The organism is Zhouia amylolytica AD3 (genome assembly GCF_000511935.2).
In the GTDB taxonomy this organism is placed as follows: domain Bacteria; phylum Bacteroidota; class Bacteroidia; order Flavobacteriales; family Flavobacteriaceae; genus Zhouia; species Zhouia amylolytica.
The window spans coordinates 25,743-38,772 of the sequence record NZ_AYXY01000001.1 but is presented as its reverse complement, the minus strand read 5'-3'; the positions used below and the strand labels follow the sequence as shown (position 1 = coordinate 38,772).

Genomic DNA, 13,030 nt, shown 5'->3' with positions numbered 1-13,030 from the left:
TCATATGTTTTTATAGTCCTAATTTTAATCCCATAACAATAGTTCTTGCATTAGGAGTTACATAACCAGTCAACCCGTTTAGTCCTACTTCCGGATCAAAACCTTCAAAATCTGATTTAGTCCAAGTTAGCAAGTTATTTCCTGAAGCATAAACAGACAAGCTATTTACACCAAATTTATCCAACACATCTCTATCAACTGAATACGAAATGGTAACGGACTTCAATTTAGCATAAGTACCATCGTATAAGTATCTAGTAGACAAACCACCATTAGAGTTGTTTGAATTATTAGGAATGAAACGAGGTACATCTGTAATATCACCAGCCTGCGACCAAGAGTTTGCTTGTTTAGCAGATAATTGGTATCCTAATTCATTACCATCATTTAATAAGTCAGCTTCAACCTGATCTAGGATCTTTCCACCAATGCTAAAGTAAGTATTTGCAGATAAGCTCCATCCTTTATAGCTCCAAGTTGTCTGGAAACCTCCATAACCATCAGGAAGTGCAGAACCTACATTAAATCTGTCGGCTGTATTATAATCATTAGTTGTTTCAAGCGTTTCGTTACCATCCGCATCAACAACCCTAGTATACCAAAGTGGATCACCATTATCAGGATCAACTCCAGCCCATCTTCTTAGGTAAAAATCATAAATACTTCCACCTTCTTTCCAGATCTTAGTTCCGTTAATCTGTTCTTCAGTAGGCAAACTTAAGATCTCATTTGTATTAATTGTATAATTAGCGGCAATATCCCAATTAAAGTTTTCACCGTCGATCAATCTATAATCTAGACTAAATTCGAAACCTGAGTTTCTAACTGACGCTGAGTTTTTAATTACATTAGCAAAACCTGAAACAAGTGAAATTGGAGTCTCATATAATAACTGAGAAGTTTCTCTGTTATAGTATTCCGCACTACCGTTTAATCTATTTCTAAATAAACGGAAGTCTAGACCAACGTTTAAAGTAGCACTTTCTTCCCATGAAAGATCTGGGTTACCAGGCTTAAATAATGCATTACCAGGCATACCGTCATAGTTCCATGATGAGAAGTTTGTTATATAGTCATACAACCCTACTCGATCATTTCCTGAAGTACCATAACTACCTCTTAATTTTAAGTTATCTACCCAATCAACACTCTGCATAAACTCTTCACCAGAAATTCTCCAAGAACCTGCAACCGAGTAAAAGTTACCAAATCGGTTATTTTCTCCGAATCTACTAGAACCATCACGTCTGTATGAAGCAGATATTGAATATTTATCCTTCCAATCGTAATTTACACGACCGAAATATGACATAATAGACCATTTATCAGTTGTTGAACTTGCTCCTTCATATTGCGCAGCGTTCGCTAAGTCTGATAACACTACATCACCATAGATAGCATACTGAGTAGCATGTGCAGTAATTACGCGATTTCTATTTTCTGAACTCTCGAAACCTGCTAACACATTAAAGTGGTGATCACCAAAAGTTCTGTCATAGATAAACTTCTGTGAAGCTGTCCATAAAGAATTCCATGAAGCGATCGCATACCCTCTACCGTTAACACTTGGCCCATTACCATGGAATGGATTATAAAACTGAAAATCATCAACACTTGAAAAGTCGATAGACTCATCGGTTCTGAATTTCAATCCTTCTGTAATGAAATCTAAATCGAACTCAGCAAAAATACCAGACAAAACTCTGTAAGTCTTTGTATTGTACACATCATTCTCTACTGTATATAATGGGTTAAAATCTAAACTTACGGGATTGTTAAAGTTATACACTCTATTACCCTTATCATCTAGCACGATATTACCATCAGCATCTCTTTGATAAACCGGAATGGCATTTGCATATAACAAAGCATTTCTAACTGCAGAAGCACCAGCGGTACTTGCAGAGGCTCTGTTTTGGTTTGTGTAAGTTAATGAAGTATTTGTTCCAACCTTAACTTTATCAGAAAGTTGAGTCTCTAAATTAATTCTGGTAGAAATTCTCTCAAAATCAGTACCACCAACGATACCTGTTTGATCTAAATACCCCAATGAAGTAAAGTAAGATGTTTTTTCAGTACCACCAGAAGCACTTAAATTGTATTCTTTGATCTCACCAGTTCCAAACACCTGATCAACCCAGTCAACATCTGTAGCAATTTGCGCACCTGGCACAAGCTGACCGTCAGCACCAATTGGATTTACAACGTTGTATGGGTTATTACCAGATAAAGCAGCTACAGTACGCTGATTAGCCTCGTCAGAAGAATATCCATTCGCAATATACCCATCGTAGTAAGTACGATAATACTGTGCTGAATTCATAAGGTCATACCCTTCTCTTGGCAATGAAGAAAGACCATACTTAGTATCGAAATTAATTCTTACTGTTCCTTTCTTACCTTTTTTAGTTGTAATTAAAACCACCCCGTTAGCAGCTCTAGCACCATAAATTGATGTAGAAGCAGCATCTTTTAAAACGGTTACTGATTCTACATCAGCAGGATTTAAAGAAGATAACACATCAGAAGTCGCTAAACTTCTATCTCCCTCTTCTGCTAATTCTGATACGTTACCGTTATTCACGATAACTCCATCAATAACATAAAGGGGAGAACTGTTAGCACTCAACGACCCAATACCTCTAATTCTAATGGCAGAACCTGACCCAGGATCACCAGAGGTACTGTTCACTTGAAGTCCACTTGAATTACCTTGTAAAGCATCAGTAAAAGTAGCTACAGGAATATTCTCAAGCTCCGGAGACTTAACCTCAGATGCAGAACCTGTAAAAGTAGCCTTCTTAGCTGTACCATAAGCCACAACTACCACTTCTTCTAAAGCCTGTGAATCTTGCTCCAATGAAACATTTATAGTTGAAGAAGCTCCTACAACTCTTTCTGTAGTTTTTAAACCAACATAAGAATAAACTAATGTTGATCCATTTTGAACATTGATGGAATAATTACCATCAAAATCTGTTTGAGTACCATTTGTGGTACCCTTAACAATAACACTCGCCCCTGGCAACGGCAGACCATCTTGATCTGTTACCACACCGGTTACTGTTTTTTCCTGAGCCATCGCAATGACTGAAATCAGGAACACCTTTAAAAACAAGTAAAACCTAATTCTCATAAAAGTTAATAATTTGAGTTAGTAATAAATAATAGATCCAGAAGACTCTATAGAACTTTATCGCATTATTCCTGAAACAAATTTGGAATAACATCGATATTCAGAAGTTAATACAAATCTATACAGCCAACTGAAACCGCAACAAATGACGTTAAACGAATGTTAAACATGATAAACTCCGACCCAAATTAATAGTTCCCGACCTATGTTAACACCTAGACCAAACAGGGGTTTTAACACATTAGACCCTTAATAACTCAACTAAAAGCATTATTTATTAAAAAATCCGCATATAGACGATTAAATCAATAAAAACTTATAAGTTTATTAAGACAATTTGGCTTTTCTAAGAATTAAAGCTTACAAAAAGTAAAAAATATACTCAATCTGGGTTAGGCAGGAAGATGATTAACTCAAGTTTTTAAAAAGAAAAATTATCACAATAGCTCTGTAAAATGGAGTATCCAAAAAGAAAAAAAGGCCAGGTTCGATATTTTATAAAGAGGACTAATTCAAATAAAATACTTAACAAAGTTTAGTAGATAACACTACTCCCAGCCTTTATTAAGACAAATTAACGACATAACGTCTTGACATAAATTAACTCCGATAGAAAATAACACAATCCCGACAAGAATTGACACTTCGGTATGAAGATTACAGAAAATTTAAGAATTAAAACCTCTCTTGACACCATTAATATACTCAGTAGGTGTCATCCCTGTTCTTTTCTTGAAAGCTTTGTTGAAAGATACTCTATTACTAAAACCGACGCTGTAAGCTATTTGAATAACACTCTCATTTAAATGATTAGAGTTATTTAATAGGATTTTAACCTCTTGTACCCTGTAATCATTCAAAAGCTCATAGAAACTCTTATCAAACTCCTGATTAATGACCTGCGATGCACTATAGCGATCAGTATCGAGTAATTCGGCAAGCTTATCCAATGTAATATCATTTTCCAAATAAACCTTATCAACACTTCAAGAAGCCTTAATAAATCATTCTTATACTGAGCCACCATACTTTCTGTCAACCCACTATTCTTATATTTTTGAACAGAATGAGAATAGTCAGTGGCATCCGTTTCAAGCTCCATACCCTTCTCGCTCTCAAGGTCCGAAGCTTCCAAAGAATCTTCATCCTTCTTTGATATAAAACTCTTTACCAGGACTCTTTCGTCAAAAAACATCACTAAGGCCGTAAACAATATAAATACAGAGAACAGAATAGCGAAAATATAACTGGCAATATAAACAAACCAAACCTCATCATTAAGCACAGCCCTCACTAACAAAAGTCCGATTAAGTGCATATAATACACAAATAAAGCAATAATATATTTCTTATGATACCTTGAGAGACTACTATTAGCCTTAACATAAAGCTTATACATCCCGACAAAATACAGCAGTAAGAAAAGCACCTTAAACCAGACACTATTCGCAATGAAGTCAAACACAAGGAAAATTAAATTTCCAGAATTAATATCATTATTCGCGGTAAAGGAGAGGTACCAAATACCAAAAAAACATATGAAGAAAGCGAAATAATGACCCAGCAATTCTTTTGCTGTTATTTTTAAAACCTCCGAATTTAACTTTACCTTCAAAAAAAGATATATAGATGGGGCCCATAAAAAAAAGAACAGCCTATACAAAGGAACCACGGGATCGTAACTCCAATCTTCGGACCAATACAAAACCAACTCCAAAATAGCAAGGGAAATGGCTAGTACAAATACAGAAAGGTATGAAATTGCTAAATTCCGCTTTGATTTCATAATAAGGTTAATGCCAAGCACAATTCCGGAAATACCTGCCAATAAGAAAAGAGTATTAAAGAACAAGTTATGTATATGAAACCTATCTTCAACACCTCCAACAATTTCGTGCGCTGAAGAAAACGAATTAATATAACTCAAAAAATTTATCAGCATCTAAACCTAACAAAAATTAACCACAATTATTTAATAAAAAAGAATTCAAAAGTAACAAGTAAAACAAAAACTAACTTGGTGATATTCCTTAAATTTTAGTTAATTAACCTGAGTTAACACCATAAAAAAAGGAGATGAAAAAAACATCTCCTTCTTGTGGGCCCTGCTGGATTCGAACCAGCGACCCCCTGCTTGTAAGGCAGGTGCTCTGAACCAACTGAGCTAAGAGCCCGATAAAAACATTAAGACAATAATTGTGGGCCCTGCTGGATTCGAACCAGCGACCCCCTGCTTGTAAGGCAGGTGCTCTGAACCAACTGAGCTAAGAGCCCTCACTTCTTTATTGCGGATGCAAAAATACAATTGTTTTTGACTCACACAAAAAAATACAGCATTTTTTTCTAGATTATTTCAGCTACCACAAAAGTGCTCCCCCCTATGTAAATGCAATCCCCGGGACCAGCATTTTTCTTTGCGGCCATATAGGCCTCACTAACAGAAACATAAGAACTTCCATTTAATAAAAACTTTGCTGCTTCATTTTTTAGAACTTCAACATCAAGGGCACGAGAAATTTCTGGTTGACAAAAGTAATATTCTGCATTCCGTGGAAAAACCGGCAAAATCTCTTGCAAATTCTTATCCTTTACGACACCCAAAACAATATGCAACTTCTCACATGGCGTCTTAATTAATTGCTGTAACACCATAGAGAGCCCCTCCTTATTATGTGCCGTATCAGCAATTACAAGTGGACTTTGCTGTAGTTGTTGCCATCTACCAAGCAAACCTGTATTTGCAACAACCTTTGACAGTCCGGCAACAATATCAGATTCGCTAATTTTAAATTTACTTTTTAATAAATGGATTGCGGTGACGACTCCTTTTATATTTCGTTTCTGATAATGCCCCCGTAAGTCTGACTCATAGGAATTAAGCAATTCTGATCCTAAGTAAAGATCAGATCCAAGCGTTTCTGCCACCTGTTTAAAAACAGGGTAGGTTTCCTGATGATATTCACTAATAACAACCGGAACACCAGGTTTTATTATCCCTGCTTTCTCATAAGCAATTTGCTCCAGGGTATCCCCCAACATATCGGTATGATCTAATCCGATATTAGTAATCACAGAAACCTCAGGAGTAATGATGTTCGTAGAATCTAACCTGCCTCCCAGCCCAACTTCTATGATAGCAATATCTACCTGGTTAGCTGCAAAAAAACCATAGGCCATACCAACGGTCATTTCAAAAAAAGAGCAATCATGATTTTCAAAGAATAGTTTATGCTCAGTAATAAACTCAACTACTTCCTGTTCAGAAATAGGCAAACCATTGATCTTAATGCGCTCTCTAAAATCTTTTAAGTGGGGCGAAGTATACAAACCAACCTTATAGCCGGCCTCCTGGAACACCGATGCCAACATATGACTAGTAGACCCCTTTCCGTTCGTCCCAGCCACATGAATACTCTTAAAACGCTTCTCAGGAGATCCTAAATGCTTAGCAAGCGCCTTTATGTTATCTAATTTTGCTTTAAAAGCCAATTTCCCCTGCTTTTGATACATAGGAAGCTGGCTGAACATCCAATTCAGAGTTTCTTGATATGTCATAAATGAATTATTCGCCCAATCTAAAATTAACAACCACAAAACCAATCTGACGAGATGGTGCATCTTCATCTAAATTCCAGCGGTGAGACATTGCAGTTCGTTTAGCAGGCTCTAAGAGGCATGGTGCATTATTGGTAGTTCCTTTGACTCCCGGGGTTGCTCTAACCACTTTTCCAGTCCTATCTACTTCTATCTGAACAACAACCACTCCGGACTCATTACAATCCTGCACGAATTTTTTACGCGAAACAAGAGATCTACCATTTAACCCATAACCTACACCATTTCCTGCACCACCACCAAAATAACTACTGGCGTATGGATTTCCATCAGGCTGACCTTTATCTCCTGCAACTTTATCATCACCTTCACTTCCAGAAGCTTTCCCGTCATTTTCAGGACCATTTATAATACTTGACAAAGCATCCGTTGTAGTTTTGGATGGCTTTTTAGGTTCCTGGACAACCTCCTTGACTTCTTCTTTTTTAGGCTCCGCTTTTGGAGTATCTTTTGGAGTCGATTTTTTTGGAGGAATCACCGGAACATCTTCCTGTTCACTGGTAATCACATCTTCCACCTGCTCATCCGCTTTTACAGGTTCAACTTCTTGCGGCATTTCCTGTTTAGGCTGAGGCGCCGTTTTAACGCGCTCTACAGGTTGATTATTACCAGAACCATAATCGGTAACGCCAAAATTTACTGTAATACCATTTTCGATCGGAGGATCCAAATACGATAGACCCACATAGAACATCAAAAGCAATAACCCTATCAACAAAGTAGTGGTTATTGCTAATGACTTTCTTTTATGTTTGGTATCTATTAATGACATTATTGAGGCCTTACGGCAAGTATTACTTTATAACTATTTCTATTTGCTATATCCATTACATTTACAGCATTTTCTATAGGAACACTTTCTTCGGCTCTTAGAATAATCGTTGGTTTATCGACGTTTTTAAGCTTTCTTTTTAATTCCGTCTCTAAAAATTCAGGATTTACTTTTTCACTATCAACAAAGAACTCAAGATTTCTGTTTATACTCACAGCAACATTTTGAGTATTTGTCGATTTACCTTTCGCCTTTGGCAACAAAAGATCTAAGGCATTTGGCGCATTGGATGTTAGCATAAAGAACACCAATAACAGAAAAACAATATCTGTCATTGAGCTCATGCTAAACTCCGGCGATATTTTATTTCTTCCCTTCAGTTTCATCTTAAATCGGTTCGTTTAAAAGATCTAAGAAATCTACGGCATTTGCCTCCATATTATGAACCACTTTATCTGTTCTAACCACTAAATGGTTATATCCAATATAAGCAATAATCCCCACAACCAATCCCGCAACTGTGGTAGTCATCGCCGTATATATTCCACTGGCTAATAATCCCATTTCAGCCTGGCCTCCACTTGTTGCCATTTGATGGAAAGCTAAAATCATACCAATCACAGTTCCCAGGAAACCAATCATTGGCGCTGCACCTGCCACGGTAGCCAATATACTCACATTTTTTTCGAGCTTATAAACCTCTAATGTTCCCGCATTTTCAATGGCCTTATTAATATCTTCCAATGGCTTACCTACACGAGCTATACCCTTTTCAGTAAGTCTGGCCACCGGAGAATCAGTTTGTGCACAAAGTAATCTGGCAGCTTCTAATTTACCGTTAGATACATGATCTCGTATCTGGTTCATAAAATTTTTGTCCACCTTAGACGCAGCCTTAATAGCAAGTATTCTCTCAAAATAAATATAAAGCGCAACTGCGAGCAGCACAAAAAGTACTGCAATAATTACAATACTGGCAACACCGCCATTCATGATAAGGTCAACTACCGAAAGTGTTTTCTCTTCAGAGATCACTTCCTCTGCAACTTCTTGTGCAGCTTCTTGAAATAATAGCATAGGTTATTTGATTTTTGATATAACGATTATTGGGGTTAAAAATTATGCATTTAGCAACAAATTCCTCAAAAGAATAAATCCTACTCCTCCTGATAAAAATCCAACAGCTGCCAACCAACCAATTTTCTTAAGATACCAGAAAAAATTGATTTTTTCCATTCCCATGGCCACCACTCCTGCAGCAGAACCAATGATTAACATACTTCCTCCTGTACCTGCTGAATACGCAATAAAGTGCCATGCCGGCTCATCCATAGGAATTTGGAACATTCCTATACTGGCCGCAACCAGTGGTACGTTATCAATAACCGCAGAACCTGCTCCCAGAAGCATTACAACTATATCAGACAAATGCGTTGAATGCATTTCTGTTCCTAATTTAGGCATTGTCTCATTCATTGAACTTGCAAAATGGAATAACATTCCTAAAGACTCTAATGCAGCAACAGCTAATAAAATTCCGAGGAAGAACAAGATACTTGGCATTTCAATTCTACCAAGAGCCTTGTGTACAGGACTATGGTGAGAATGAGCTTCACTTTCTCCCCCCATTTCAGTTAGACTGAATTTCTTATTGCTGTATATTTCAGCTAATGTAGCTACTACTGCTAAAGATAACATCATACCAACATAAGGTGGTAAGTGCGTAACTGTTTTAAAAATCGGAACAAAAACAATTGCCCCAAGACCCAGATAAAACATAATCGCCGCATGCTTAGAACCAGAAGGCTCCTCATCTTCAAACTCGATTGAACCTTGAAAAACCTTCATCCTCGATGCAATAAAGGTAGGCACAATATAACAAAGTAATGATGGTATAAACACATGCTCAACCAACTGCAACACACTTACCTTTTTTGCTATCCAAAGCATCGTAGTGGTCACATCACCAATTGGAGACCAAGCTCCACCCGCGTTCGCAGCAATCACAATTAAACCTGCAAACCATAAACGCAGCTCTTTATCTTTAATTACCTTTTGTAAAATAGTGATCAGTACTATCGTCGCAGTTAAATTATCAATAATGGCAGAAAGAATGAATCCTAATGCAGTTATAATCCACAACAACTTTCTTTTACTTCTTGTCTTTATATACCCTTTGATGGTAGAAAACCCATCGAAATAATCGATTATCTCAACAATGGTCATCGCACCTAAAAGGAATACTAATATCTCTGCTGTCTTACCCAAATGATGTAAGAGTGTCTCTTCCAGAATATGAACTTTCTCCTGATGTTCTAATAATGAAAAGTTCTCCATTATAGATTGCTTAGCAGAATCATACCAGGAAGGAAAAACATCAATATTCAAAGCTACTAATGCCCACAACACCGCCATCATTGCAAGAGCAGGCACCAACTTATCTACTTTCAGACTATGCTCTAACGTAATGGCTAGATACCCTAATACAAATACTATAAGAATAATGGTTTCCATGAATAAATTTTAAAAAATTATACTAATTGTTTTAACGCAATTTCAAATGCTGTACTGCTAATATTTGTTTTAGCAGCACTTTGTTTAAATGTATTTAATAATGCTTTTTTAATGGTATTAGAAGTATCTTCAAAAATGGCCTCATCAGTCATTTCTACTCTTCTTTCCATAAAGTAAGCAAAGACTCTTGCCATTCCACAATTTGAAATAAAATCAGGAATAAGGCTAATTTGCTTATCGGTAAATTCCATAATTGGCCCAAAAAATATCTCTTTGTCAGCAAAAGGAACATTCGCCCCACATGAAACTACTTCTAAGCCTTTATTTATCATGCTATCGATTTGTGCCCTTGTAATTAATCTGGAAGCTGCACAAGGCGCAAAAATCTCAGCAGGTATATCCCACACTTTTTCATTCATTTCTTCAAAAGGAATTAAATTATCAGCACTAAGGTTATTTCCTTTTTTATCGAGATAAAATGATTTAATCTCCTCAAAACTAAAGCCTTCTTCCTTCATCACACCTCCAACAACATCGACTATAGCAACCACTTTGGCACCCATTTCAGCCAGATAATATGCGGCAGCGGCACCAACATTACCAAACCCTTGAACTATGGCCTTTTTACCTTTTATGGTACCCCCGTATATATCATAATAATGTTTTGCAGAAACTGCAACACCGTAACCGGTTATCATATCAGCAACAGTATACTTTGTTGACACATCAGGCGAATAGTTTTCACTTTCAATCACCTTGATCACCCCTTGCCTTAATTGCCCAATTCTATTAATCTTATCAGCCTCAGTTGGCTTAAAGTGCCCATTAAAAACACCTTCCTGTGGATGCCATACACCACAATCTTCGGTTATTGGAATTACTTCGTGAATCTCATCCACATTCAAATCACCTCCGGTCCCATAGTAACTTTTTAAAAGAGGTGACACAGCTTTATACCAGCGCTCCAGCACTCCTTTTTTTCTTGGATCCTTTGGGTTGAAATTAATCCCTGACTTTGCCCCTCCAATTGCCGGCCCGGAAACGGTGAACTTCACCTCCATGGTTTTCGCCAACGAGGTAACTTCATTCATATCCAACCCTACTCGCATTCTAGTTCCTCCTCCAGCAGCTCCGCCTCTTAGTGAATTTATTACCGTCCAGCCCTCAGCCTCGGTTTCAGGATCATTCCAATGAAAAACTATTTCCGGTTCTTTTTCTTCGTATTGCTTTAATAATTCTTTCATTCAGTGTGTGTTCTTAGTTCTTAGTGAGTGTTAAATAATAGAGGATGAATACAATCGCTCAAAATTTAATAGCAACAAATATAAAAAACTCCTTAACTTTCCTATGTAAATAGGACAACTAATACATATTAAATCTTTTCGGTTAAAGTTTTAATAACCGTGATACATTCCATAAATTATTGATTTATCACTAAACACGTGTTCCAATTGATAATATTACAATTAAAGATTATATTTGAACACTTTTTATACAAAAACACTAAAAACAACATGGATTTTAAACTATCTGAAGAACATTTAATGATACAGCAGGCAGCAAGAGACTTTGCTCAAACTGAATTATTGCCTGGGGTAATTGAGAGAGATGAAAAACAAGAGTTCCCTACTGAACAAATAAAAAAAATGGGCGAGCTTGGATTTATGGGAATGATGGTAGCGCCTGAATATGGCGGAAGCGGCCTGGACACTGTTTCTTATGTACTAGCTATGGAAGAAATATCCAAAATTGACGCTTCAGCCTCTGTAGTCATGAGCGTAAACAACTCGTTAGTTTGTTGGGGTCTGGAAAAATATGGGACCGAAGAACAAAAACAAAAATACCTGCCAAGGCTTGCATCAGGTGAAATTCTTGGCGCGTTCTGTTTATCGGAACCTGAAGCTGGTAGTGATGCCACTTCTCAAAGAACTACGGCCATTGACCAAGGGGATCATTACATATTAAACGGGACCAAGAACTGGATTACTAATGGTGGTACTGCAGATGTATATTTAGTTATTGCTCAAACCTATCCTGAAAAAGGACATCACGGTATTAACGCATTAATTGTTGAAAAAGGAATGCCCGGTTTTGAGGTAGGGCTTAAAGAGAATAAGTTAGGTATTCGCGGAAGTGACACGCACTCCTTAATGTTTACAGACGTTAAAGTACCTAAAGAAAACAGGATTGGAGAAGATGGGTTTGGTTTTAAATTTGCCATGAAAACATTATCTGGCGGCAGAATAGGAATTGCTTCTCAAGCCCTTGGTATTGCTTCAGGCGCTTATGAGCTCGCCAAAAAATACTCCAAGGAACGCAAAGCTTTTGGTACTGAAATTTGCAATCATCAGGCAATAGCTTTTAAATTAGCCGATATGTATACTGAGATTGAAGCAGCAAGACTCCTCATTATGAAGGCCGCCAGAGACAAAGACAATGATGATAATTATGACCTCTCTAGTGCGGCAGCAAAAGTCTACGCCTCTAAGGTAGCTATGGACGTAACTGTTGAGGCTGTACAAATTCATGGAGGATATGGATTCGTAAAAGAGTACCATGTTGAAAGATTAATGAGGGATGCCAAAATTACCCAGATTTACGAAGGAACTTCGGAAATTCAAAAAATTGTAATTTCAAGATCTATTTTAAAAGATTAAGAGGTCATTTACAACTAATAAAAGAGGGTTTTGGCCCTCTTTTTCACTTAAACAAGATTCCAAACAGGGGGTGTCGTAGTCAAAACCGTGTTTTTATGCGCGAATTAATGAATTATTCAGGGGGATAACCGCAAACTTCAACAATAAAGGCCTGCCTCCCCTCAAAAAAATAGGGGTTTGAAAAAATATAAAGTTTAAATTCCTATTTTAATAATCTCACCCCCTTCAAAGTAGTAATTTTACATTTTCTTAGAACAAATTTAACAATCATTAAATTTTATGTTGTTTATCAGGTGATTACAAGTATTATTCGCAGAGGTTTGGGTAAATTTGTGA

The 13,030-nt window shown here is 37.0% G+C and carries 10 protein-coding genes and 2 tRNA genes; 1 reads left to right on the top strand and 11 read right to left on the bottom strand.

Annotated elements, in window-relative coordinates; translation table 11 throughout:
* Positions 1-10: 10 nt before the first annotated feature.
* The 11 genes from P278_RS00165 to P278_RS00120 all read right to left on the bottom strand — a co-directional run bounded on the left by P278_RS00165 (position 11) and on the right by P278_RS00120 (position 11,281).
* Complete coding sequence (locus tag P278_RS00165) at positions 11-3,136, bottom strand: SusC/RagA family TonB-linked outer membrane protein (protein WP_055725792.1); 3,126 nt, start codon at positions 3,134-3,136, stop codon at positions 11-13.
* A 668-nt stretch (positions 3,137-3,804) separates the two neighbouring features.
* Positions 3,805-4,086 (bottom strand): helix-turn-helix domain-containing protein, encoded by a 282-nt coding sequence (locus tag P278_RS16875; RefSeq protein WP_161808325.1) that lies wholly within the window; start codon positions 4,084-4,086, stop codon positions 3,805-3,807.
* Positions 3,993-5,078, bottom strand: a complete 1,086-nt coding sequence (locus tag P278_RS16540) for a hypothetical protein (RefSeq protein WP_038260532.1) — start codon at positions 5,076-5,078, stop codon at positions 3,993-3,995. Before P278_RS16540 ends, P278_RS16875 begins: the two co-directional genes overlap by 94 nt.
* Positions 5,079-5,235: 157 nt before the next feature.
* A tRNA-Val gene (locus tag P278_RS00155) sits at positions 5,236-5,310 on the bottom strand.
* A 25-nt stretch (positions 5,311-5,335) separates the two neighbouring features.
* Positions 5,336-5,410 (bottom strand) — tRNA-Val (locus P278_RS00150).
* A 69-nt stretch (positions 5,411-5,479) separates the two neighbouring features.
* Positions 5,480-6,691: a bifunctional folylpolyglutamate synthase/dihydrofolate synthase gene (locus tag P278_RS00145; protein WP_038260530.1), complete on the bottom strand. Its 1,212-nt coding sequence runs from the start codon at positions 6,689-6,691 to the stop codon at positions 5,480-5,482.
* A gap of 7 nt (positions 6,692-6,698) precedes the next feature.
* Positions 6,699-7,523: an energy transducer TonB gene (locus P278_RS00140; protein ID WP_038260528.1), complete on the bottom strand. Its 825-nt coding sequence runs from the start codon at positions 7,521-7,523 to the stop codon at positions 6,699-6,701.
* Entirely contained in the window at positions 7,523-7,909 is a 387-nt protein-coding gene (locus tag P278_RS00135) for an ExbD/TolR family protein (RefSeq protein WP_038260526.1), read from the bottom strand. The genes P278_RS00140 and P278_RS00135 overlap by 1 nt, the downstream gene beginning before the upstream one ends.
* 1 nt (position 7,910) lies before the next feature.
* Entirely contained in the window at positions 7,911-8,600 is a 690-nt protein-coding gene (locus P278_RS00130; protein ID WP_038260524.1) for a MotA/TolQ/ExbB proton channel family protein, read from the bottom strand.
* A 42-nt stretch (positions 8,601-8,642) separates the two neighbouring features.
* Positions 8,643-10,037 carry a sodium:proton antiporter NhaD gene (nhaD, locus tag P278_RS00125; protein ID WP_038260523.1) on the bottom strand — a complete coding sequence of 465 codons (1,395 nt, stop codon included), beginning with the start codon at positions 10,035-10,037 and terminating at the stop codon, positions 8,643-8,645.
* A gap of 17 nt (positions 10,038-10,054) precedes the next feature.
* The gene (locus tag P278_RS00120; RefSeq protein ID WP_038260521.1) at positions 10,055-11,281 is read right to left on the bottom strand and encodes a Glu/Leu/Phe/Val dehydrogenase dimerization domain-containing protein; all 1,227 of its coding nucleotides are present in this window, start codon (positions 11,279-11,281) and stop codon (positions 10,055-10,057) included.
* Positions 11,282-11,551: 270 nt separating this feature from the next.
* Between P278_RS00120 and P278_RS00115 the strand changes: the two genes are divergently transcribed.
* Positions 11,552-12,694, top strand: a complete 1,143-nt coding sequence (locus tag P278_RS00115; RefSeq protein WP_038260519.1) for an acyl-CoA dehydrogenase — start codon at positions 11,552-11,554, stop codon at positions 12,692-12,694.
* Positions 12,695-13,030: the final 336 nt, after the last annotated feature.

Coding starts and splice junctions, on each gene's coding strand:
- P278_RS00165 (WP_055725792.1), bottom strand. CDS start 3,136: ATGAGAATTAGGTTTTACTTGTTTTTAAAGGTGTTCCTGATTTCAGTC.
- P278_RS16540 (WP_038260532.1), bottom strand. CDS start 5,078: ATGCTGATAAATTTTTTGAGTTATATTAATTCGTTTTCTTCAGCGCAC.
- P278_RS00145 (WP_038260530.1), bottom strand. CDS start 6,691: ATGACATATCAAGAAACTCTGAATTGGATGTTCAGCCAGCTTCCTATG.
- P278_RS00140 (WP_038260528.1), bottom strand. CDS start 7,523: ATGTCATTAATAGATACCAAACATAAAAGAAAGTCATTAGCAATAACC.
- P278_RS00135 (WP_038260526.1), bottom strand. CDS start 7,909: ATGAAACTGAAGGGAAGAAATAAAATATCGCCGGAGTTTAGCATGAGC.
- P278_RS00130 (WP_038260524.1), bottom strand. CDS start 8,600: ATGCTATTATTTCAAGAAGCTGCACAAGAAGTTGCAGAGGAAGTGATC.
- nhaD (WP_038260523.1), bottom strand. CDS start 10,037: ATGGAAACCATTATTCTTATAGTATTTGTATTAGGGTATCTAGCCATT.
- P278_RS00120 (WP_038260521.1), bottom strand. CDS start 11,281: ATGAAAGAATTATTAAAGCAATACGAAGAAAAAGAACCGGAAATAGTT.
- P278_RS00115 (WP_038260519.1), top strand. CDS start 11,552: ATGGATTTTAAACTATCTGAAGAACATTTAATGATACAGCAGGCAGCA.